This is a genomic window from Bartonella sp. 220B, from assembly GCF_026930205.1.
In the GTDB taxonomy this organism is placed as follows: domain Bacteria; phylum Pseudomonadota; class Alphaproteobacteria; order Rhizobiales; family Rhizobiaceae; genus Bartonella.
Map to the genome: position 1 here is coordinate 1 of NZ_JANHOI010000012.1, position 23,528 is coordinate 23,528.

Consider the following 23,528-nt stretch of genomic DNA (forward strand, 5'->3'; position numbering starts at 1 on the left):
TAAAACTGATAGCGTAATCCAGCGGAAACATTTATTCCAGACAGACCAGCTTTTTGAAGTTTCTGTTGATAATTAACAGCGGCATGAATGGGGAGTCTATCGGTTTTTTGATCGGCTATTGCAACACCATCACTCCATTCGGCGTTGAAGTAAATTTCTGCGTCTTCTGTAGCATTATAGACTGCGGTATTTTCTGGTTTACCAGAACCTATATGCAATGTGTGATAATGCTCTTCTGTTGGTCCTTGAAAAACAATCTTACTGTTGTTGAGATTAAGAACAGAAAGATCAGAATGCGCTCTTTGAACGATATCAACGAGATTGCTATCCTTATTCTTTTGTACTGGTTTTTAAGAGCCATGTGGTGGTGTTCAAAGTGGTGGTGTTCAAATCAAAGCGCATATTTCTGCCTTTAGCGATATTCGCTCTACCCTCTAGAGTAGATTGATTTGCGGTTAATGTGAAGGTGCTATTGGAAATCGCCTTAACATTTTTATCATTCCAATAAGTGCTCTTTTTCAAAAATTTTGAATCTTCGAACATTCCATCTGCTAACAACATGTCGGCGTGGATTTCTGTATTTTTAAGATTAGTTCTACCAACTGATAAACCTAGAATATCTTTAATATTCCCGTTCGTAAAAGCGCCAACAAAAATTCCAGTACCATTTTCAACGGAGGGGTTTGTATTGGTTAAATTGATTTCAATAGTTTGATGTATTAATTCACTGGATTTGATCTCAGAGAGACCTAAAAACTGCAAGCCGCTGTTTCCTGCTGTTACAGAAACATTCGTAACATCAATATGTCCATAATATGTCCATCTTTTTCTACAAATAATGCAGATTTTTTTCCTATTTATGGTTTCTCCTGTCATTGTGATGGTAGAATTTAAGCCTTCGACATGGAGCCATAGCTATTGAATGATGCAATTTGTGCATCATCGGTTAAGGTAATGGTGCTGCCCTTTAGAGCATATACGGCTCTCTCTTTCCTTAAGATCCTCTGGAGGCTGTTACTGTGAAAGAATTGTCTGCGACTATGGTGCTTTTTCTTGCGTAACTACATTTTTTAGTTTGCTTTCTTTGTTATGTTATTCTTGTTCGGAAAGAGAACACCAGTGTCGGAAACAGTGATAATGCCTCCTGTTATTTGAAATGTAGCACTATTTTTTGCTTCAAAACCTAAAAAAATGATAAAATCTGTTCCTTTAATCGTTGTACCATCCTGTAACGTAATCGTACTGTGAGTGCCTTCAGCTGTTACAATATAAAGATAAGGATTTGTGTTCTTTTTGAGTTTGTTTTTTATTTCCAACAACGTTTCAATATTCGCCGATAATTTGATACCGTCTTTTAACTGAATCATTTCATAGGTTTTTTCGGATATGTCTGGTTATTTTGCCTGAGGAACGTCAATATGTATTGAACTGGATGTTGAACAAAAGAATAGCTGCTGTCTTTATAAAGCGTTGTTATATATCAGGATTCTCCTTATAAAAGCCCCCAATATTCATTTTCTCGGCGAACTTCATAAGAAGAAATGAAAATGGATAATTATACCTATTAATATTGATGACGTATCATTTTGGTAATTTATTTTTTTTTTGCCTTGTCAGAGATAAAAAATAATCAATATTAAAATATCATGCATATTTATTGCAACTTATGTTATTATTTTAATATAAAATTACAATATACTGTAAAATTTATACATTAATTGAGATCTTTTTCTTTTTTAAGATGATATAATAATAATGTAAAATAACGTTATTTATAAGCAGATTCTTGAATGGGTTTGTACTTGATTCCTAAAAGCGGGGAGTATTCAAGTATATCCTCATTTATTGGTTTTTATGTTAGCATATCAACATCTGTTCGCTTTTTAATAAGAGTTTGGTTTCTGGTAGAATAGTGATCTATTAGGCATAGATATTGCTCCAGCTAAAGATCTCAACCAATAAACTGCTTCAAGTAGAAAGTTTTATTGTCAAATCCGCTTTTGTATTGAAGGGGTATGGCTTTCATTGTTTTGAATTTTTGACATATTTTTGACAAAAAATCTAAAAATTGTTTTGTAGAAGCTTAGTATATATCACGTTTTAGGGTAGTGGGTTTATGCGATATAAGGTTGAATATGTAATAATTACAATGATGGCTTTTGCTCTCTCTGGTTGTTTAAATCTTAGTGCTGAAAAGACAAAAAGAGATGAGAGGCTTCAGAGCGCACTCATGGATTGGGCCATAAAAGAAAAGTCTCTTGCGAAAAATTATACTGCAATCATTATGGCAGATCCACAACCGTGGCGTTTAAACTCTGGTGATGCCAATGGACTATCAAATAGGGAGCCATGGTTAAAGATAAATGAGCAAGTTGCCAATGTTATAAAAGCACAGAAGGCCGCTTTTCATATTGTTAATGGTGATTTGACAGAATTTGGTCAACAAAAAAACTATGACGATTATAAAACTGTTTATAAAAACCTTGGGTCCCCTGTTTATGAGGGGTTAGGTAACCACGATTATGCTAACAATGTTGGTAGATGTACAATTCCTGAAACATTCAATTTTTATAAAGATGCATGTGCTATAAGTGCCGTTTCAAGAATGGTATCGGAAATTAAAAAATACCGTAATCAATTCTCTTATTTTAGTGCAGATGTTACTGAAAGTTTGCTTACTGTTTCGGGTGGGAATATTCACAAAATCAAGGGGAGTTTGAGTTATTCTTGGGATTATGGAGATGTTCACTATGTACAGCTTCACAATTACCCAAGTTATACCGTGCATCTGAAGGGGACATCTATGGAAGTGCAAATCGATAAGTCTTTGGATTGGCTCAAAAAAGATCTTGCTGCTGCTGATGCGAGAGGTAAAGTGACTATCATCAATTTTCATGATGCCCGTGCAGCTTCCATTGATGGAGAATCCTTTTTTATTCGTAAAAAGAATGCTAAAGATTTGTCTGTCTTTAAGTCAATTATCACTTCTCATAATGTCAAAGCAATCTTCGTGGGACACACACATTATCAATCCTATTGTCGTGCAAAAAATGATAAGGTTTTTGGAAATATTCCTGTCTATACAGCTGGTGCGCTCTTTAATGGAGATTATTATCTTATAGATGTAAAGGGACAGAACATTCATGTTAAAGCCTATAATGGAGAGATAGGAAAACCTCTTTTAATTAAAGATCTCGGACTTATAGGAAAAGATACAGAGTTTTCCGAAAGTTGCAGCCAGTTATAATGAGATTTTTTATTTAAAATATAAGGAAAGAGTGTGCTCTGTCACAAATTTGAAAGGTAAGGGGCATGTCTCAATATTGTTCAGCATTGCACTAAAAGAAATGGACATTTTGTTGTTTAACTCTTTTTGTAGGAAGTACCATCCTTTTCTTTCTTCTCTTATGCCTAAATGGAGATGCTGTAATGCATCTATGGGTTTTTTGTTATCTTGATTAGGATGGTGCGTTTATACTTAAATAACTCGTAGCTCATATATTGAAAATTCTCCATTTGCTTTTTCAATTGTGGGTGTTGATCATGCCAATCACTCTGGTATGCAGCAAAGAGAAAAAGAGCATTCCACCACCACCCACAATCAAAATATCACGGTGTATGTCAATGGTGCTCGTGATCCCGTTGCCACAGGGCGTGCAGTAAGTCACGCACTTCAACGCGCACGTGCCAATGCTCTGCATGGTGGAACAGAATAAGGGAAAGAACAAAATGAGGGGAGGGAGGCAATGAGAGATCCTTTGATGATGTTAGGTCCGCATCAATTTTACGTGGACTGGCTAAATTTCCAATCCTTTGAAGAAGAGTTTTCCGCCTCATGGGTCTCTATGGAGCGTTTTGGTAGATCCTCCAGCTTGCAATTTACCGGCTATGGCAATGATGCAAAAACCATTCATGGGGTTTGGTTTCCAGAAGAATTTGGTGACCGTGCAGCGATAGATGCCATCACCACAACTATTCGAAGAGCCAAACCCGTGCAGATGCTTCGTTGGATGAATGATATGAGCTATAGTGCCCTTCTCCATGGTCCTGTGGTGATCACCACTCTCACGAAAGACCACGACTATATTAGCCGCTCTGGTCAATCGCAGCGCATTCGCTATTCCATCAGTTTATTGCCGTTTTTCGATGGGGGAAAACCCCAAGGTCAATATCAGGTGGGGCAATATCAGATGGGATATACACTATGAAGCTACCAGAAAAGCATGTGGTTGTAGAGCTAGAGGATATGAGTCTTGATCTCATCTGCTTTCAACATGCTATGGCTGTATTAGGGGATCGTGCGCAAGTTGGAGCATTAAAAGGCTATCTTGAAGCCACACTGGAAGCCAATCCAGAGATTGCCAAATATGGTGTGCTTTTGCCGCGGGGTTTAAAGGTTACTTTGCCTGAATTCGCACTTCACAATCCCCAAAGCATGGTGAAGCGGTTATGGGATTAATGCGCACATATCCTTTTATTGTGGTCAAGGTGGAAGACAAACCCGTGCATGAGGTTTTTTACCAGCGTCTTTTAAATGCGACCATCACCGACCATGCCGGCAATGAAGCCGATAGATTTGAAGCAGAATTTGACGATAGGGACAATGATTTAAAGGTTCCGCAAACAGGCAGTGCGCTACAGGTGATCTTTGGCTATGAGAACAGTATCAGTGCTTTTATGGGGCGTTTTGTTGTCGAATCGGTTGTAAGTTGTGGTGGCAGTGATGGTGAGATCTTGCGCCTTTGTGGCAAAAGCGCCTCGATGTGTAAAGAACTCAAAGAACAAACAAGCGAACATTTTGATCATAAAACCGTTGGCGAGATTGTTGAAACCCTCGCCAAACGCCATGGCTATCAAGCAAAGATAAGCCCCCAGTTCACTAAACAAATTTTGCCTTATGTGATTCGTACAGATCAATCGGCTGTTGATTTTTTAACCCGCCTTGCTGAGCGCATGCAGGCGCGTTTTTTAATCAAGGACAATAAGTTTTTATTTTTAAGCGGAAACAATTTACCGGTCCTCGACATCCATAAGCATGACTGCTCCAGTTGGGAATTCATGTTAGAGCCACGCACCCAATATGGCACCATTGAAGCTATATATTTTGATCGCTCACAAGGGCAGCAATGCCATGTCAAACATCAGACAGGTTTTAGCGGTCCCGTGCGTCGTTTGCGTTGTTGCTACACCAGCAGGGAAGAGGCATTAGCTGCTGCCGCCTCAGAATCAGACCGGCTGTGCCGTAGCATAGGCAGTGGTTCTTTGTGTCTTGAAGGGCGCCCCGAAATCATGGCCGATCAACCGCTGCTTCTTCAAGGGTTCCGTAGTGAAATCAGTGGACCATGGAAAGCTGAAATCGTCACCCATCGCTATGAGAAACAAAGCGGATACACCACAGAAATTACCTTAGAGGCACCAGACAAGGGAAAGGAAAGCAACAAAGAAGAATAGAGGCTGGGCTGGTTGCCCAGCCAACGGGACTAGTTTGGTACACACCCGTCCGATGTAACACAACTTAACATCGCAGCCACTTCTTATCACTTGAAGCAATGAGAAGATGGCTACTATAGATGAAAGAGTGTTAAAAAATTATGGATACACTTTACAAGGAAACATTAAAATCTATTGATCCTATAGAACCAGCTGCCGCTTATGTTGGTGGCAAAATCAAGTTGGCAAAAACCATTATCAAAATCATAGAAGGCATTCCTCATCGCACTTATGCCGAACCTTTTGTTGGCATGGGAGGAATATTCTTTAGGCGGAAATTGATACCTTTATATGAAGTCATCAATGATCGTTCAGGTGATGTGGTGAATTTTTTTCGGGTATTGCAACGCCATTATCATCCTTTTATGGATCTATTGGAGTTCCAGATTAGTAGCCGTGAAGCGTTTCAACGTTTTACTTTGCAAGACCCAAAGACGCTTACAGATTTAGAGCGGGCTTTGCGATTTTTATATCTACAGCGGTTGAGTTTTGGTGGTCAGGTGGCAAAGCGTACGTTTGGAGCTGATCCCCACCGTGGTGCACGGTTTAATAGTTTGAAACTTGAAGGCTTATTAAAGCTTGTTTATCGGCGTTTATCAAGCGTGACCATTGAACATTTAGATTGGTCTGATTTTATCAGGAGCTATGACCGGCCAACGACCTTGTTTTACCTTGATCCACCTTACTTTGGCGTTGAGAATTGCTATGGCAAGGATTTGTTTAAGCGAGAGGATTACCAGAAAATGTCCACACTACTTGCCCAATTAAAGGGAAAGTTTGTTCTGTCTCTTAATGATGTGCCAGAGATCCGAAAAACCTTTAGCCAATTTAAACTAAAAGAGGTGAATACATCTTATACATGTGGTTCAAATAATCCGATGCCGGCGAAGGAGCTGATCATCTCAAATTGCGATCTTTAGGAAAAGAAAAAAAGATTCATGAAAGGGGGCTTTAAATGACCTTTTAAAGGTCTTTGAAGACCCTTTGAGAACCCTTTGAAAAAATGAAAATCCTTTGAAAAGGAGGTCATTTTTACAAAATATGATGCGAATTAGACAAAATTTGCTGGTCTCTGCATGCATATCTTACAGATTTTAGCTGTCAAATAATGGGATTGATGGAAAAGATGAAGCATCTCAAATTGCGATTCCTGAGCAGAGCAAAATAAGACTCATAAAAGCAGCTCTAAATGATCCTTCAAAATCCCTTTGAAAAAAATAAATTGGTACAAAACCTACTGTCAAATTATACAAAACCTGCTGGCAAGCTACAACAAGCTACAAAGCTACAACAGTGAAAATTTGGCTGGGGAACCTGGATTCGAACCAAGATTGACGGAGTCAGAGTCCGCTGTTCTACCATTAAACTATTCCCCATCAGGTGAATAGCGCTACTTTTAGCATATTTTAGAGCGTAGGCAAGGGTAAAAAGGATCTTTACGGTTATTGAGAAAAGAGGCGTCTACCGATAATAAAAGGCGATAGGTATATCCTCAATTGTTTCAATCTTAATATTCATATCATAAATATCTTTAAGAATTTCTGGCTGCATAATTTCTTTGGGTGTTCCACAATAAGCTGCTTTCCCATTTTTAAGTGCTACGATCATATCTGAATAAGATGATGCAAAATTAATATCATGCATAACAATAAGAATGGTTTTTTTCAGTTCATCAGCTGTACGGCGCAATTGTTTCATCATGGAAACAGAATGTTTCATATCCAAATTGTTTAAGGGTTCATCTAACAAAAGATAATCGGTATTTTGACAGATAACCATTGCAATAAAAGCGCGTTGGCGTTGTCCACCTGAAAGTTCATCCAAAAAGCGGTCTTTGAGATCTTGTAAGCCGAAATATCGAATGGCGCTGTCAATAAATTGTTTATCTTCATGATTATACCAGCCTTTTGAGTAAGGGTAGCGTCCAAAACTTACTAAATCGTACACGGTTAAACGAAAGGACAGAGGATTATCTTGACGCAGGATTGAAAGTTTTTGCGCCAAAACATCGTGGGGCATTTTATCAATATTAAAGCCGTCAATATGAATTGACCCTTTGTGACGCGGTAAAAGGCGCCTTATCAACATTAAAAGAGTTGATTTTCCAGAACCATTGGGACCAATAAGAGAAATAATCCCCCCTTTGGGGAGATGAAGACATAAATCATCAACAATCAATCTCGCTCCGTAAGACTTGGAAAGATGATTGATTTCAATCATTTTAGTTTTCCCTTCATCAATAACATTAAGAAAACAGTTCCACCACAAAATTCAATAATGAAACTCAACCGTCCTGCCATATGAAAAATTTGTTCTAAAATAAATTGTCCACCAACCAAACAAATGATAGCCAATAATATTGCAATTGGCACAACGATACCATGTTTTGCTTGAGGAGAAATTTCATAGGAAAGGTTGGCAACTAACAGTCCAAAAAAGGTGACAGGGCCTACCAGTGCTGTGGAAATGGAGACAAGAGTAGAAACTAATATCAAAATAGCTGTGGCGCTTTTGTGATAATCAACGCCGAGATTAATTGCGTTTTCGCGTCCCAAAGCAAGAATATCAAGTAGATGACGTGAACGCCAGCCAATCAGACTTACAATGAAGACAATGATTAAGGCAAAGCTTATGAGTGATGTATTAAACTTATTAAAATTTGCAAACATAATATCAGTTAAATTCATCATTTGATCTGGATTTAACTGTAATTGCATGAACATGCGTAGACTGAAAAAAAATCCACCTAAAATAACACCAATCAAAAGGGTTAAATGAAGGCCTTTTAGGCTGTCTGAAAAGAGCCAGCGAAAAAGGCTTATTGAAAAGAGAATAAGAATGAATGCTTCAAAAATGAGTTGTCCTTCTTCATTTAAAAACGGCAAAGAAAGAGAGCCTAAAAAATACATTATGATAGTTTTGATTAAAATATAAAGTTGATCAAATCCCATAATAGAAGGTGTCAGAAGGCGATTGTTAACAACTGTTTGAAACAAAACAGTAGAAACAGTAATTGCATACGCAATAACAACAAGAGAAACAAGTTTTGTAAGACGAAATGTCCATGTATAAATGTTGACATTCCATGTCATATAAAGAATGACTACGCTACACGCTATTACGATAAGCGTTGTGAGGATAAGGGTTGTTGCCTTCTTTTTATCCAAGACGCTTTCTCCAGCGTAAAAGCAGTATAATAAAAATAAAACTCCCAATAATTCCCATCATGGTGCTGATGGGTATTTCAAGAGAAGGATGAATGATTCGTCCCAAAAGATCACAGATCAAAACCAATCCTGCTCCGCTGATTGCTACCCAAGGAGCTGTATAGCGCATATTGTCACCCATGAAATTTGCAACAAGATTGGGAATAATCAGTCCAACAAAAGGAATTCGGCCAACTGTACAGACAACAACTGCGGTAATGGATGCAACAATAAAAAGACCAAAGAACATGACAGTACGATAATTTAGTCCAAGATTGTTGGTTAAATCTTCTCCCAGACCAGCGACTGTAAAGCGGTCTGCGGTGACATAAGCAAGAATGCAAAGAGGAAGAGAAAACCATAAAATTTCATATTTTCCCTCAAGAATCATTGCAAAGCTGCCAAATAAATAGGCTTGAAGAGAAGGAAGAAGCATTTCATGGTCAGCAATCGCATTGGTTAAGGAACCAATCACATATCCCAGCATAATTCCTGTAAGTGGTACAATGAGAGCTGATTTTAAAGGAATTTGGCGCAATAAAAACATAAAAAGGAGTGCTCCAATCATGGCAAAAATTGTAGCGATGATCATTTTCCCAAGCACAGGGATATCGGGCAAGAAAATCATCACAAAAAGAATGCCAAGGGAAGCAGATTCAACAGTTCCAGCAGTCGATGGTTCAACAAAACGATTGCGTGCAAGCAATTGCATAATTGTGCCTGAAAGAGCAAGTGCTGCACCTACCAAAAGGACTGCAATTGTACGGGGAAAGCGGGTTTGCCAGAAAATAAGCCAAGCATGTGAATCATTTGATAATAAATCAGAAGGCGTTACATCTGAATAGCCAACAAAAATACTGAGGATAGACAGTGAGGCGAGAACTGTTATGGCTATCCAATAATTTTTCACGTTCAATCATTTTCCAACAAAAAAGCGAAGACTCCTTAAAGATAGTCTTCGCTCTTAAATTTTATTTTTATGACAAGCAAGTTATTTTTGTGCTTCTTTGCCTTTTGTAAAGGCTTCGTTGATTTGTTGTGCTGCTTCGTTCAGTCCCGTTAGACCGCCACTAGCACGATACCAGCTCCAAGAATCCAGATAAATAATTTGGTTTTGTTTTCCAGCTTTTGTACGTTGAACAAGCTCATTGTCGAGCAATTGTGCTGCAGATTGTCCTTCTCGCCCAATTGCTGCATCTCGGTCAATGACCAACAACCAATCAGGATTGGTTTCAAGGATAAATTCAGGGGAAATGAGTTGCCCATGTTTTTGCACGGTCAGTTTATCTGTTGCAGGGGCAATTCCAAATGCAGAATGGAAAATATCAAAACGTGACTTTGGACCCAAGGCGCTGATTTTTCCACCAGAGGTCATAAGTATAAGCGCTGTACCTTTTCCTTGTGTTTCTTTACGAACTTCTGCTAAATTTTCATTAAGTTTGGCAATTTCTTTTTCTGCCTCCTTTTCTTTGCCAAAAACTTTTCCAAGGATGGACACATTCCGTTTAATATCCTCAAGAGAGTTTTCATTCCCTACTGTGAGGTCAATCGTTGGAGCGATTTTGGATAAATCTTTATATTTGGCTTGAGTCCGAGAGGAAATAATAATCAAATCGGGTTTAAGAGTAGCAATTTTTTCATAGTCCGGTTCAAAAAGGGAGCCAATTTTTTCATATTCTGCACCATCAAACTGCTGCAGATACACAGGTTTTTTTCCTTCAGGAACACCGGCAACGGCTTTGATCCCAAGGTGATTCATATTATCAAGCGTTGCAAGATCAAATACAACAACCTTTTTAGGAGAGATGGGAACAGAGGTTGTGCCTGAAACATGATTGATGGTTATATTGGCATTGGTGCTCGTATTTGCCCATGAAAATGTTGTACAGTTCATTACAACAATTAAGATGGCAACTGCCCATTTTAAATATTTGGTTATCATTATTTCATCCTTTTCTCAAAATTATAAAGAAATCGTCCATTTTGAAAACATAACTTAGGCATTTTTATGTACAAAATGATAAATTTGTTTATTACATTATGTTGTAAAATAGATTAACGTATGTTACAAGATGGACATTTATCTCTTTTTATTATCTAGTGCTTTTACAACATATTTGGAAAGTTTAACATATGATTAATGTATTTAAAAATCGTACGCGTTTGTGCGCTGTAACAACAAGCGTTCTCTTCTTTTTACAAGGTGTGGATGTTTCTATGGGAGACGATAAGGCTACAAGTGTTCCCGCCCCCGCTTCAGCGCAGGTAATATCATCTACGAATGAATGTGTTCTTAGTCCTAGTTCTGATGATGATAGTTCTACATATAGCCCTATTAAGTGCCTTGATCAAACGCTTACAGTGAAAGGAGGTATGATTGTTGTAGGAACCGGAGAAGATGATGCGGATGGGGTTGATGTAGAAGGTAGTAAAGCAAATGTTAAGATTGAAGGTACGTCTATATGGGGTGCACAGGAATCAGAAAGAGAAGGGGAAGAAGAGAAGGTAGATCATGTCAGGAGTGCTGTATATGCACAAGATGATGCATTTGTCGAGTTGGATGATGTGGATATTAGGACGTTAGATTCTGCGGTTGAGACAGATAATGGTGCGGTAGTTATAATGAGGCGGGGGATCATCACCGAGACTGGGCTTGGTGTTCGAGGAGACGGAGAGTCATTTATTTTTTTAGATAAACCGGATATTACTGTAAGTGGACAAGCTATATATGCTAGGGATAGGGCTAGTGTAACAGTGAAATCTGGAAAACTTTCTTTTTCACGTGGGAATATAGGGGTTTCTGCTGATGATGGGGCGTCTATTAAACTTCAAAATGTTGCTATTAAAGTTGAAGGCAAGGAAAACGAAGAAGACGTAGACCAAGCTGGTACTGCTGTTTTTGCGTCACAAGATGGTTTTATCTCTTTTGATAATGGACAGCTTGATGTTTCTGATGTTGTTGCCTTTTCAGTTGGTCAGTCTGATGGTAGTGGTTCTTCTGAAGTTGATAGTGGTAAAGGAGCTATAAAAGATGTTTCCAATGAGCCTGTTGCTGAGATTCTCAAAGCTTATGTTGATCCTGGAAAGGATGATTTCAATAGTTTATATAGCGCTGAAGAGATGAAGGCAGCGAGAAAGATATATAATGGTATTTATGGGGCTCGTGACGCTAAAAAGAAAGCTACAGAAGAGGCTCTCTTGGCTATGCAGAAGATTGTAAATTCTACTAATGCGAGTGATTTGAAAGTTGGAGCTTCTATTCAATCTTCAATTATTAATGTAAGCGGTGCAGAAGGGGTTGGTATAGAGTTTAACAAGGGTGAAGATGATAAACAGAGAAAGGGGCAAGAAGGTAAGGGTAATAGCGGATGGGGACGTACGGTTGTTTTAGAAAAAGCTATTCTTAGTGTCCCAAAAGGTGTGGCCATTTATGGTTATGGTTTGCAAGGTACTGTTTTTCTAAAAGAAAATTCAAAAATTGCAGGCGGTCGATTGTTGGAAGCTAAATCTTCTTCTCATCTTTCGGTTGTTGCACGTGATTCAGTAATTGCAGGTGACGTTTTTTTGGATAATAGTTCTACTGCAAAATTCTTTTTATCTGAGAAATCAGCATGGCATTTAACTACATCAACACGACCGAAATTGGTGGAAGAACGCAACTGTGCAGATGTGTGTATTACATCTCTAAATCTTAAAGATAGTACTCTTAAGTTTATGAACCCGCGAGGTTCGAAAGCTAATAGTGGAAATTACCGAACTCTTTTTATTGGAGAGCATGTTCTTAGCGATAAAAAGAATGGTCAGAATACACAGAGTCAACAGAGTGTGGTTTATAGTGCAGAAGGTAACTCTTGGATTCACTTTAATGTGGGGTTGGGAAGAGATCGTGCCAGTGTTGCTACTAATAATAAAAGGCCGCTATCTGATAGGCTTATAATTCATGGTAATGTTTCTGGAACAACTACGGTGCATATAATTGCGGAAAATGGAGTTTTAAAAAATGCAGAAGGTGTATCAACGGCATCACAAGAAGGTGTTGATAGTATTTCACTTATTCAAGTTTATGGAACGGCGCAAAAAAATTCTTTTCAGTTAAACGGTCAATATATTACGTTAAATGGTTTACCTTATCAATATACTCTTCACGCTTATGGTCCATACATTCCTGCAAAGCAGGTATTTTTTGATAAACAATTATTGCCATATGCAACGCAATTTTGGGATTTCCGTTTAGAAAATAAAGATTCAAAAAATAAACATGGGGGTTTTTTTTCTTCTCCTCCCTATGTGTCCGCAGCTGCGAGTAGTACACCTCCTACACGTGATAAAATTTCCGTAGTTATAAAAAGTATTGAGGATACAGCAGAAGATGAAGAAGATGCTGAGGATATCGTGGAGGTCCTGGATGTTATTTCTGCTGAAGATGCTGAGGAAGAGGGCAAGGAATCTGAGGGACTTGAAAGTACCGATCCTAGAAGTGCTTCTCCTGAAAACGCTTCTTCTGGTTTACCCGTCGCGCGTGTTTTATTAGTTAACTCCGAGCCTTCTCCAGAATTAGCTTCTTTATCTCTTGCAACTCCTTCTCTTCCATCTAGGGGGGATGTGTCTGTAACATCTACTTCACCTTCTTCACTTGCAAGATCTGATACAGGTGATATTCCTATAGTGCCTGCTTCTTCGGTTTTTGTATATCAAGTTGATTCACTTACAAACTCCGAATTAGTAGTGCCTAATGCTTCATCTGCAGTTGTAATGCCTCCTTCTGCTCAGCCTAAGGTACCTTCTATTGGATCAGTTGCGCGTTTGGGCAATGTTGGTACTGAAAATGTTTCTTCTCAGTGTAATGATACAGGTCGAGATGCTGCTGGGAAATCGCGAGTTGCTTATTCTTGCAGTGATGGTAAGTCATATACAATGAAAAATCTTACACTTAAGGCAAGTGATAAGGCTCAGCATCCTATGCATGCAAAAAATCAGAATACAGTTATCAAACTAGAAGGTGCTACTATTAGTGGTGGGCATTCTTCGGATTATACAAATAATGTTGATCTTACTAAATTACAGGCTGTGAGTGCTGTGCTTGCGGAAGAAGGTGCGGAAGTTGTTTTAGAAAAGAAGTCAACAGTTAATTCTTCTCTGATTGGCCTTGAGGCGCAAAAAGGTGGAAAGGTTAAGATGGATGATGGAACGGTTGATGTTGGTTATGTGGGTGCTTTGGCGGGTTCTAGATCTTCTGTTGAATTGAGTAATACAAAAATTAACGTGTCAGGGGATTTGGCTGTAGCTGCTCTGGCTAGTGATGCTGGTGAGATAACCATGAAGTCTGGGGCGATTACTCTAACAAGTGGAGTGGCAGTTAGGTCGGAATCGGGGGGACGTATTAAATTAGACAAGGTTGATATTACGGCAAGAAAAGAAAAGAATAAGCTAGGTTCCGCTGAAAGGTTTGGGAGTGCAGCTTTTCTGTTGAATAATAATGGTTCTGTTGATTTTACGAATGGGAATGTTGTTACTAATGTTAATGCTTTGTGGATTAAGAGGAATGATGACATTGTTGAGACAAGTCCTTCTAGGAGAAAAAGATCCGCGGATGTTCGCTCTTCTATGAATCACGCTAGTATTGAATCTTCTACTGTTAGAGTGGAAGGTGATAAATCCTATGGTATATATTTTGATGGGACGGGATGGAAAGGCGTAGATCAACAGAATCGAAATAAGGATATAGAGAAAACCATTTCAGAATCGTCAATGAAGCGTTCTGAAGAAAAAAGTCCTGTTGAGAAAGTAAGTGTTGTTAAGCGAAATGCTGTACCTTTACAGGAAAAAACACCTATAGGTATAATGGGGACAGTTTCATTGAAAAAGACTGATTTCGAAGTTTCAAAGAGTATAGCTATTTATGGTAATCATTCTGGTGGTCGTATTTCTTTAGAGAATGAAACAACTCTTTCTGGTGACTTGCTGTTGAAAGCTGAGAATAATTCTAACATATTGATTTCGGCTGATCGCTCTATTGTTGTAGGTGGTGCGCGCATTGATAAAGGCTCTTATGCCAAATTAGATTTAACCAATGGGTCAGAGTGGCATCTGAGAAGAAGTGCACAGAAGAATTTAAGTGCTTCAGATCCGGAGTGTGTGGATTCGTGTGTTTCTTCGGTAAGTCTTGTCAATAGCCGTATAGATTTTGCGCCTTCGGAAGCTGAAGAGTTAAAATATCAGACTCTTCGTATTGGTAGAGGAGAAGGCGTTGTTTATGAAGCTCGAGGCAATGCTGAAATTTATCTCAATGCACATTTGAATCCTAGTGATTCGAATGTCAATCAAGTAACTGATCGGCTTTTAATACATGGTAACGTTTCTGGAAAGACTGTAGTGCATGTACGAGGTGTTTCGGGAAATATAACTGAAAAGGATCGCGCTCATAGTGTATCGATTATTCAGGTTTATGGTAATGCGCAGAAAGATTCTTTCCAACTGAGTAGTGATTATGTTACGTTGGGAAATTCACCTTATAAGTATACACTTCGTTCTTATGGTCCAGAAGCAACTTCGGCACAAGAGCATGTACAACAGAAATTTATGAACAATGGTGGGAATTTTTGGAATTTCCGTTTAGAAAATCAATATGTTAAACCGAGTAGGTTTGCATATACTTCTACGATTTCTAAGGTAGGGTTTGCTTCATATGGTGAACGTGTTGTAAGATCTGTTGTTCCACAAGTTCCAACTTATCTGCTTTTACCAAATAGTGTATTCCATGCCGGTTTGATGGATATCAACAATCAAAACAAGCAGTTTGACTTATTGCGTAAGACTTTCAGTGGAAAGATAGAAGCTCGTGAAAATCCTGGCTTGTATTTGCGTGGCTATGGTGGAAGTTACAGTTATGCTTCAGATCTCTCTGCGCTTGAATATGGTTACAAAGGTGATCTTAACTATAATGGCGTAGAGGCTGGTGCTTTGTTGCACACAATCGAAAATGCTGATAGTGCCGTATCCTTTGGGGTTATGGGAACTTATGGAAAGCTTTCTCTACAACCTTTGGATGTTGAACAAAGTCAAAAGAGTGCGTTTGATAAATGGACGGCTACAGCATATGGAAGCATGCAGCATGATGCGGGCTTCTATGTGGATGGTCTTCTCTCTTATGGTGTGTTCAAAGGTGATGTTCTCACCCTTGCACGTGGTAAGACGGCAACATTAAAAGCAAATCCTTTCGGTGTTTCTTTGACTGGTGGTAAAGCATTTGCAACGGGATATGAAGGTTTTGTTGTTGATCCGCAAGTTCAGGTTGTTTATCAACATCTCCACTTTGATAAGACTCGTGATATTGATCACTTTGACATTGAGATGGGTAAACTTGACCAATGGGTGGCACGTGTTGGTGGACGTTTGATCAAGACGCCTACAGGTCCTGAAGGAGTGCGTGCTGTTTCCTTCTATAGTAAGCTTTATCTTGCTCATGGTTTTGGAGAAAAACAATCCGTGCACTTTAAAGATGCTTTCCAGTTAGGAGCTTTTGGTTCTTCCTTAGAAGCAGGATTAGGCTTTAATGCCAAATTGTCTCAAAGGTTTGCACTTCACGGTGATATTGTCTATCAACATCAGCTCAATAAGGCTGGTTTTTCTGGAGCTAGTTTTTCCGGAGGAGTCCGCTATCAATTCTAAGATAAGGTACAATACGTACTTTAATAAAGGCAGCACAATGTGCTGCCTTTTTCTTTCTAACAATCTGTTTTGCTTCAGTAAAAAGTTCTTGTTTTTTTACTACAAATTCAAGAAGTTATGTTTTTTGTTTTACATGAGAGTACCTCATGGTTGTATCATTCTTTTCTAGGGGCAAATAAGTTTCTGAAATTTTTTTTGTGATAAAATACGCTATGGCGACAGGCTTTTAAGGAGTCCTTTCATGATGAAGAGTTCACAAGTGTGAATAGTGGCTAATATCCTGTCTGATCTTATTTATCCGCTATGATATTTATGTTTTTTCAATCTTGTTTTGACGTTTTTACGGGTTTGAACAATCCTTTTCATGTGTATCTTTTGTTAGTTTTTTAATTTCACAATGATAGATAGTGAATTAATTAATTACACGTTATAGTTTTATTTTCTCTTTACACGAAATACAGAATGCGTTATACACGTGTAAATTGTGCTTAAAAGAATTATTCTCTTATAGGTAGTTTGTTGTGTTGTGCTTAGGCCTTCCATCACGTTTGTTGAGATAATTCATTGCACGGTTCCGATGAGCGGTAGATGCATTCTTTAGGTTCCACCTTTTTCATATTTTGAGGTGCTTACCGGAATGTTTTTATCAGAGCTTTTGTTTTCAATGAGAGGGGAAGAAAAGTTTCGAGGGAACTATGATTAAAGTTTTTAAAAATCGTGTGTATTTATATACTGTCACAACGGCTCTTCTTTCTTTGCTTCAACATGGGGTAGGCGTTGGGGCAAATGTTGGAGGATATCGTGCCAGCGATGTAGATATCATTGTCACTCCGCTCAATGAGTATATAAATGGGGGTGAAGTTCCAGTCAGGCGTGATGATATCACTGTGCCTCCTAGTAGCTCTCCCCCTAAGATACATGGTATAAGTGTTAGTGTGTTTCCTGAAAGAAAGGATGTTCCAATTAGTGATGGCTATAACAGACTTAGTGGTATTATGCAGCAGAGTCTTAGGGGGGAGAGTGGCGAAAACGGACGTAGAGAATATAATGCTGAGAAACTTACGTTATATGATGGATTATATTATATATGTGACGATTGTGGAAGCCGCCTAATTGATAGTCGGTCGTCTTATAAGATCACACAGAGCAACCTTTCCCAATATCCTTCTAATGCTACTGCTATAACAGTAAAGGGGAAAGATACAATAGTCGTTGGGGAAAATATAACTGTTGGTAGTGAAGTTTCTGGTGAAACCTTTTTAGTGGGTGCGTATGTATTAGAGAACGGTAAGATTGTTTTGGAAGATCCGATTCTTAAAGACACAATTATAGCTCTTCGTGCGAGTAATGGAGTGATTGAGGTAAAAAATGGAAAGATTGAGGAAAGTTATGAGGGTGTTGAGGCAGCAGAGAATTCGTTTGTTCTTTTAGAAGATACAAAAATTAAGACCGATAATGGAATCGCAAGTCTTTTAAGTTATGAGAATTCAGAAGTTTGGATGGAGAGAGGATCAGTTGACTTTATAAACAGTCACGGAGTTTCTTCGACGTTAGGTGGGAAGATACATCTTGATGATGTTACGATCACTGGGAAAGATAGTGAAAACAAGAACCATGCAGTTTTACATACTGATCTAGGTGGTCCTATTAATTTTAAGGGTATTATTAAAGCGGTAAATGTCCATGGCATATTATCAGAAAACACTGTAGCTACTTCTAATTCAATTTTGTCATTTGAAGACTTATCGGATAATGTTGGGGCAACAGAGGTCAATCTTGAATCTTCTGATGTTAAGGTGAGTGGAAACAGAGCCTATGGTATATATTTTAAGGGAGAGAAATCATTGCAAGGGCTTGCTAACGAAGAAGCTTCAGAGGAGGAGAAGACTCCACGCAGATTGGAGGTTGTCAATTTGCAGAGAACGGTGTTTTCAGCTCAGGATCATGCAATTTACAGTACCAACAAAACTTTTGGTGTTGTTAGTTTAACGCAAAGTACCTTGAGTTCAGACAGTCTCCTCTTAAAAGCTGAGGATGGGGCTTCTGTGGCAGTTTTAGCTGTTGCTTCTACTCTTGAGGGGGGGGCGTATGTTGATGAGGATTCTACTGCCAAATTTTATTTAGGCGATAGTTCGACATGGATTTTACAATCAAAGCAAAAGAGAGAGCAGGATGACTCTGCTTTGAAAGATGTTTCGTCTGTTTCACTCGTAAATCTTATAAGTGGTAGTTCCATTAAGTTTACACTATCAAAACCTAATGAGAATTATATTTATCAAACACTTCACATCGGAAAAGGAACAGGTGAGGTTTACAAGGCACAGGAGGGTGCGCATATTTATCTTAATACATATTTGAATTTTGGGGGCGCTCTTGGTAATCAACAGACCGATCGTGTTTTGATACATGGCGACGTTTCTGGAAAAACAACGGTGCATGTGCGTGGTGTTTCAGGAAGTCCAGGAGCGTTCACGGGGAATGGTGGAAATGAACAAGGGATTTCCATTATTCAGGTTTCTGGAACAGCAGAGAAAGATTCTTTTCTGTTGGAAGGTGGTTATGTAACAGCAGACTATTCTCCTTATCAGTATCAGCTTTATGCTTATGGTCCGCAATCTCCTTTAGGGAAAGCGAGTGTGGGGCAAAGATTGGTGAAAGGGAGTGGAGACTTTTGGGATTTTCGTCTCCAAAATAGATATGTTGAGCCTAAACCTGATCCAGCACCGGCCCCAAGTCCAGCGCCTACACCGAGCCCAACGCCTCCTCCAGAACCTGGGCCTAGACCAACACCTTCTCCAGAACCTCGTCCTAAGCCAGAAATTAAGGCTGTTGTTCCACAAGTTCCAACTTATTTGCTTTTGCCCAATGCCTTGTTTCAAGTAGGTTTGATGAATATTAATAGTCAAAACAATCGCTTAGAAGCTTTGCGAATTGCTTCTGGAGGATTATTGAAAAATGATGAACAGCCTGCCTTTTTTGTGCGCGGCTATGGTGGGAGTTATCGTTATGCTTCAAATCTGTCTACGTTTGAATATGGTTATGGTGGTGAGCTTGATTATCATGCAGTAGAGGCGGGTGCTTTGCTGCAAACAATTGAGAATGCACATAGTAATGCATCTTTAGGGGTTATAGGGTCTTATGAAAGATTTTCTCTACAACCTTTAGATGTTGAACAAAGCCAAAAGAGTGCGTTTGATAAATGGTCCGTTATAGCGTATGGTGGTATACAGCATGATGCAGGCTGTTATGTGGATACTCTTCTCTCCTATGGTTTGTTTAAAGGGGATGTTCTTACTCTTGCACGAGGGAAGACAGCAACATTAAAGGGAAAACCTCTCAGTGCTTCTGTGACTGCTGGTAAAATATTTATGATAGGGGATGAAGGCTTTGTTGTTGATCCGCAGGTTCAGGTTGTTTATCAACATCTCCACTTTGATAAGACCCGTGATATTGATGACTTTGATATCGATATGGGAAAACTTGATCAATGGGTAGTGCGTGTTGGTGGGCAGTTAACCAAGACGCTTAGCGCAACCGATGAGGCAGGTGTTGTTTCCTTTTATAGTAAGCTTTACCTTTCGCATGGATTGGCAGATAAGAAATTTGTGCACTTTAAAGATGCTTTCCAGTTAGGAGCTTTTGGTTCTTCCCTAGAAGCGGGACTGGGCTTTAATGCCAAGTTATCTCAAAAATTTGCTCTTCATGGTGATGTGAGTTATCAACATAAACTGACCAAAGCTGGTTTTTCTGGAGCTAGTTTTTCTGGGGGAGTGCGTTATCAGTTCTAGGATAAGTACAATACGTATCTTTATAAAAAAAGCAGCACACTGTGCTGCTTTTTTCTTTTGTTTTATTTTCTGATATTTTTGGTAAGTTTTTTCCAAAATGAGATATTTCTTATATTTTAAATTGTATTTTTAGTTTAATTTTTAAATTTTTCTTGAAGATATGAGGACAAATTTATTCCTAATGGTGCTCAAATTTTCTCTTTTACGGCGATTTACCTTACTTATAGAGAAAATTTGTAAAGGCCATTTTTGCTTCAATTTTTTAACGAATTTCACATCACATCGTTTTTTAGTTGTCTTTTCGTAATTTTTTATAAAAACGACAAGATTTAGTTTGTGACGCCTTGTTGATTTTTTGATTTATTATTTACATAAAACACAAAATATACTATTTTCGAACAAAATATGTGAACAAAATGTATTTATATAGAGGCAATTCGCATAATATACCCTTTTTATAAAGCCATTGAAAAGAAATTACGGTAAAATTATGATTAAACTCTTTAAGAATCATCTGTCTTTATATGCTGCCACAACAGCGGTCCTTTTTTTTGTACCCAATGTAAGTGCTAAGGTACAAAGTAATACCAATGAGACGAAAGCTCGTACTGTTGTTGATACTCAGGTACAAAAAAGCAGTAGTCCATTTACATGTGATGAAAATGCTTCATCTTATCGGTGTAATGATGGTAAGTGGCGTAAAATTTCCAATAAAAATTATAAGAAATCTGATCAAAATGCAGATGAAACTATCGCGGTGGAAGCATCTAAAAAAGGTACTTCTATTCATGGTGAGAATATAACTATTAGCAGTGCTCCAAGTACTGATGGTTCGAGAAAGAACTTTTGGAAGTACAGTGTAGTGGCAAGTGATTCGGGGAATGTTCAGATAAAACAAGGAGCGATTGATTTTACAAATGGTGTTGCAGTTAAAACAGTGAGAGGTGGAACTGTTTTTTTGAGCGACGTTTCTATTACAGGGCAGGGTGATCAGTCGACGGATAGTGAAAATTCAGCTTTTTATATGTTTCATGCTGATGCATATATAGACTTTAGTAAAAGTAAAGTTGATGTGACTAATGCCCATGGTATTTTATCACGGGGGATAGATCATATGATCTATTTGAAGAACTCCTCTATTGCAGTGAGGGGGAGTGATATATTTCATGGTATATACTTTTCGTTTGATCAAGACGCTATACCCGCTGACAGGAGGCGTTTGGGGATGAATGGTGTTGAGTTAACGGGAACTTCTTTTATAGTTCCAAACAGTGTAGCTGTTTATAGCACCAAATGGAATAGTTTCGTTAGAGCCTCAAAAGGATCAATACTTTCTGGTGATGTATTGGTGAAAGCTGATCGTAATTCGCATATATCATTGTCAACTGATGCCTCTACACTTAAAGGAGGAGCTCGAATTGTAGATGGAAATTCTATTATTACAGTGAAATTAACGGATAATTCAACGTGGATTTTATCGCAACCTCAATATGAAAAATTACAGAGTTCGGACTCTGTGGGTGTTTCATCAATTTCATTAATACATCTTAGTGATAGTTCTGTCACTTTTGAACAACCAAAAGGTCATACAGTTAATGATTATCAAACACTTCGCATTGGAAAAGGATTAGGTGTTGTTTATAAAGCGCAAGGTGATGCACATCTGTACCTCAATACATACTTAAATAAGGGAGGAGCTCTTCAAGGTCAAAAGACAGATCGTGTTTTAATCTATGGTGATATTGAGGGGAAAACAACAGTGCATGTGCAAAGCGTTTCCGGAAGCCCAGGAGGAAGCACGGGGAGAGGTGGAAATGACCAGGGGATCTCACTTATTCAAGTTTCTGGAAAGGCAGAAAAAGATTCTTTTCGGCTAAATAATGATTATGTTGCACTGGATGGTTTGCCTTATCAGTATAGGCTTTATGCTTATGGTCCGGAATCTCCTTTGGGGAAAGCGAATCCTACTCAAAGATTAGTTGAGGGTGAAGGAGAGTTTTGGGACTTTCGCCTCGAGAATAGGTATGTTGGTTTTGTGTCTAAGCCTATTTCGGAAACTCGTCCTTTTCATTATAAGGCTGTTGTTCCACAAGTTCCAACTTATCTACTTTTACCAAATAGCGTATTCCATGCCGGTTTGATGGATATTAGTAATCAAAGCAAGTATTTAGAGGGACTGCGGACGTCTTCCAGTGGAATGGTAGAATCCCATGAAAAGCCTGCTTCATTTTTGCGTGGTTATGGTGGGAGTTACCATTATGCTTCAGATCTGTCTGCGCTTGAATATGGCTATGGTGGTGATCTCACCTATAACGCTGTAGAAGCAGGTGTTTTATTGCACACAATCGAAAATGCTGATAGTGCCGTATCCTTTGGGGTTATGGGAACTTATGGAAAGCTTTCTCTACAACCTTTGGATGTTGAACAAAGTCAAAAGAGTGCGTTTGATAAATGGACGGCTACAGCATATGGAAGCATGCAGCATGATGCGGGCTTCTATGTAGATGGTCTTCTCTCTTATGGTGTGTTCAAAGGTGATGTTCTCACCCTTGCACGTGGTAAGACGGCAACATTAAAAGCAAATCCTTTCAGTGTTTCTTTGACTGGTGGTAAAGCATTTGCAACGGGATATGAAGGTTTTGTTGTTGATCCGCAGGTTCAGGTTGTTTATCAACATCTCCACTTTGATAAGGCGCATGATGTTGACGACTTTGATATTGAGATGGGAAAACTAGGGAAATGGGTAGCACGTGTTGGTGGGCGTTTGACCAAGATGTTTTCTGCATCTGAAAAGGAACGTGACATTTCTATGTACGGAAAACTTTATTTTACCCATGCTTTTGAAGAAAAACAAACTGTGCATTTCAAAGATGCTTTCCAGTTAGGAGCTTTTGGCTCTTCTCTCGAAGCTGGGTTAGGCTTTAATGCCCAATTGTCTCAAAAATTTGCGCTTCACGCTGATCTGAGTTATCAGCATCAGCTTAATAAGGCTGGTTTTTCCGGAATTAGTTTTTCTGGTGGATTGCGCTACCATTTTTAGTTTGATTGTCTTTTGATCATTTCTTTAAAGACCTACAAGCTATGCTTGTAGGTCTTTTTTTGTCGGTTGTTTTGCTAGTAATTTTAAAAATCACTTCTGGATAGGTCTTAAAAATACTAAAGTGCTTTTTTGCTTTTTATGGTGGTTTTTTCTAACGTGCACATTGATAAGCTGTTTTTAAATAAGGGGTTTTGGCAGTTCTTATATCGTTGTCTATATTTTTACATGTTTTTTTGAATTTCACAATTTTAGGTTGTAATATTTTTTATTTTTGCTCTACATAGAATACATAATGTTTTTATTTACTGCACGCAATAATGGCAATGAAGCAGAACA

16 protein-coding genes and 1 tRNA gene are annotated in these 23,528 nt (G+C 38.6%); 9 read left to right on the forward strand and 8 right to left on the reverse strand.

Annotation, left to right across the window (positions count from 1 at the left end; all coding sequences use genetic code 11):
* The 3 genes from NPX99_RS07305 to NPX99_RS07315 all read right to left on the reverse strand — a co-directional run.
* A partial coding sequence (locus NPX99_RS07305; protein ID WP_269031209.1) for a hypothetical protein occupies positions 1-218 on the reverse strand: 218 nt, incomplete at its 3' end.
* A 112-nt stretch (positions 219-330) separates the two neighbouring features.
* Positions 331-876, reverse strand: coding sequence for a hypothetical protein (locus tag NPX99_RS07310; protein ID WP_269031210.1), 546 nt, complete (start codon positions 874-876; stop codon positions 331-333).
* A gap of 194 nt (positions 877-1,070) precedes the next feature.
* Positions 1,071-1,367, reverse strand: coding sequence for a hypothetical protein (locus tag NPX99_RS07315; protein ID WP_269031211.1), 297 nt, complete (start codon positions 1,365-1,367; stop codon positions 1,071-1,073).
* Positions 1,368-2,116: 749 nt separating this feature from the next.
* On the opposite strand from NPX99_RS07315, the gene NPX99_RS07320 reads away from it, so the two are divergent.
* The 6 genes from NPX99_RS07320 to NPX99_RS07345 all read left to right on the forward strand — a co-directional run bounded on the left by NPX99_RS07320 (position 2,117) and on the right by NPX99_RS07345 (position 6,410).
* Positions 2,117-3,247 (forward strand): metallophosphoesterase, encoded by a 1,131-nt coding sequence (locus NPX99_RS07320; RefSeq protein WP_269031212.1) that lies wholly within the window; start codon positions 2,117-2,119, stop codon positions 3,245-3,247.
* 283 nt (positions 3,248-3,530) lie between these two features.
* Complete coding sequence (locus tag NPX99_RS07325) at positions 3,531-3,716, forward strand: hypothetical protein (protein WP_269031213.1); 186 nt, start codon at positions 3,531-3,533, stop codon at positions 3,714-3,716.
* Between the two features lie 30 nt (positions 3,717-3,746).
* Positions 3,747-4,208, forward strand: coding sequence for a phage tail protein (locus tag NPX99_RS07330; RefSeq protein WP_269031214.1), 462 nt, complete (start codon positions 3,747-3,749; stop codon positions 4,206-4,208).
* Entirely contained in the window at positions 4,205-4,459 is a 255-nt protein-coding gene (locus NPX99_RS07335) for a tail protein X (RefSeq protein ID WP_269031215.1), read from the forward strand. The genes NPX99_RS07330 and NPX99_RS07335 overlap by 4 nt, the downstream gene beginning before the upstream one ends.
* Entirely contained in the window at positions 4,459-5,451 is a 993-nt protein-coding gene (locus tag NPX99_RS07340; RefSeq protein WP_269031226.1) for a phage late control D family protein, read from the forward strand. The genes NPX99_RS07335 and NPX99_RS07340 overlap by 1 nt, the downstream gene beginning before the upstream one ends.
* A gap of 140 nt (positions 5,452-5,591) precedes the next feature.
* The gene (locus NPX99_RS07345; protein ID WP_269031216.1) at positions 5,592-6,410 is read left to right on the forward strand and encodes a DNA adenine methylase; all 819 of its coding nucleotides are present in this window, start codon (positions 5,592-5,594) and stop codon (positions 6,408-6,410) included.
* Positions 6,411-6,792: 382 nt separating this feature from the next.
* Here NPX99_RS07345 and NPX99_RS07350 read toward each other — a convergent pair.
* The 5 genes from NPX99_RS07350 to NPX99_RS07370 all read right to left on the reverse strand — a co-directional run bounded on the left by NPX99_RS07350 (position 6,793) and on the right by NPX99_RS07370 (position 10,638).
* A tRNA-Gln gene (locus NPX99_RS07350) sits at positions 6,793-6,866 on the reverse strand.
* Positions 6,867-6,951: 85 nt separating this feature from the next.
* Positions 6,952-7,710, reverse strand: coding sequence for an iron ABC transporter ATP-binding protein (locus NPX99_RS07355; protein WP_269031217.1), 759 nt, complete (start codon positions 7,708-7,710; stop codon positions 6,952-6,954).
* The gene (locus tag NPX99_RS07360) at positions 7,707-8,657 is read right to left on the reverse strand and encodes an iron chelate uptake ABC transporter family permease subunit (RefSeq protein WP_269031218.1); all 951 of its coding nucleotides are present in this window, start codon (positions 8,655-8,657) and stop codon (positions 7,707-7,709) included. Before NPX99_RS07360 ends, NPX99_RS07355 begins: the two co-directional genes overlap by 4 nt.
* On the reverse strand, positions 8,650-9,606 hold the full coding sequence (locus NPX99_RS07365) for an ABC transporter permease (protein ID WP_269031227.1): 957 nt from the start codon (positions 9,604-9,606) through the stop codon (positions 8,650-8,652). The genes NPX99_RS07360 and NPX99_RS07365 overlap by 8 nt, the downstream gene beginning before the upstream one ends.
* Positions 9,607-9,687: 81 nt before the next feature.
* Positions 9,688-10,638: a siderophore ABC transporter substrate-binding protein gene (locus tag NPX99_RS07370; RefSeq protein ID WP_269031219.1), complete on the reverse strand. Its 951-nt coding sequence runs from the start codon at positions 10,636-10,638 to the stop codon at positions 9,688-9,690.
* 191 nt (positions 10,639-10,829) lie between these two features.
* Between NPX99_RS07370 and NPX99_RS07375 the strand changes: the two genes are divergently transcribed.
* The 3 genes from NPX99_RS07375 (at position 10,830) to NPX99_RS07385 (ending at position 23,192) form a co-directional block, all read left to right on the forward strand.
* Positions 10,830-16,364, forward strand: coding sequence for an autotransporter outer membrane beta-barrel domain-containing protein (locus tag NPX99_RS07375; RefSeq protein WP_269031220.1), 5,535 nt, complete (start codon positions 10,830-10,832; stop codon positions 16,362-16,364).
* A 695-nt stretch (positions 16,365-17,059) separates the two neighbouring features.
* On the forward strand, positions 17,060-20,152 hold the full coding sequence (locus NPX99_RS07380; RefSeq protein ID WP_269031221.1) for an autotransporter family protein: 3,093 nt from the start codon (positions 17,060-17,062) through the stop codon (positions 20,150-20,152).
* A 490-nt stretch (positions 20,153-20,642) separates the two neighbouring features.
* Positions 20,643-23,192, forward strand: coding sequence for an autotransporter family protein (locus NPX99_RS07385; RefSeq protein WP_269031222.1), 2,550 nt, complete (start codon positions 20,643-20,645; stop codon positions 23,190-23,192).
* Positions 23,193-23,528 lie beyond the last annotated feature (336 nt).

Excerpts from the sequence above, each read along its gene's own strand:
- NPX99_RS07310 (WP_269031210.1), bottom strand. The coding sequence starts at position 876 with ATGACAGGAGAAACCATAAATAGGAAAAAAATCTGCATTATTTGTAGA.
- NPX99_RS07315 (WP_269031211.1), bottom strand. The coding sequence starts at position 1,367 with ATGATTCAGTTAAAAGACGGTATCAAATTATCGGCGAATATTGAAACG.
- NPX99_RS07320 (WP_269031212.1), top strand. The coding sequence starts at position 2,117 with ATGCGATATAAGGTTGAATATGTAATAATTACAATGATGGCTTTTGCT.
- NPX99_RS07330 (WP_269031214.1), top strand. The coding sequence starts at position 3,747 with ATGAGAGATCCTTTGATGATGTTAGGTCCGCATCAATTTTACGTGGAC.
- NPX99_RS07335 (WP_269031215.1), top strand. The coding sequence starts at position 4,205 with ATGAAGCTACCAGAAAAGCATGTGGTTGTAGAGCTAGAGGATATGAGT.
- NPX99_RS07340 (WP_269031226.1), top strand. The coding sequence starts at position 4,459 with ATGCGCACATATCCTTTTATTGTGGTCAAGGTGGAAGACAAACCCGTG.
- NPX99_RS07345 (WP_269031216.1), top strand. The coding sequence starts at position 5,592 with ATGGATACACTTTACAAGGAAACATTAAAATCTATTGATCCTATAGAA.
- NPX99_RS07355 (WP_269031217.1), bottom strand. The coding sequence starts at position 7,710 with ATGATTGAAATCAATCATCTTTCCAAGTCTTACGGAGCGAGATTGATT.
- NPX99_RS07370 (WP_269031219.1), bottom strand. The coding sequence starts at position 10,638 with ATGATAACCAAATATTTAAAATGGGCAGTTGCCATCTTAATTGTTGTA.
- NPX99_RS07375 (WP_269031220.1), top strand. The coding sequence starts at position 10,830 with ATGATTAATGTATTTAAAAATCGTACGCGTTTGTGCGCTGTAACAACA.
- NPX99_RS07380 (WP_269031221.1), top strand. The coding sequence starts at position 17,060 with ATGATTAAAGTTTTTAAAAATCGTGTGTATTTATATACTGTCACAACG.
- NPX99_RS07385 (WP_269031222.1), top strand. The coding sequence starts at position 20,643 with ATGATTAAACTCTTTAAGAATCATCTGTCTTTATATGCTGCCACAACA.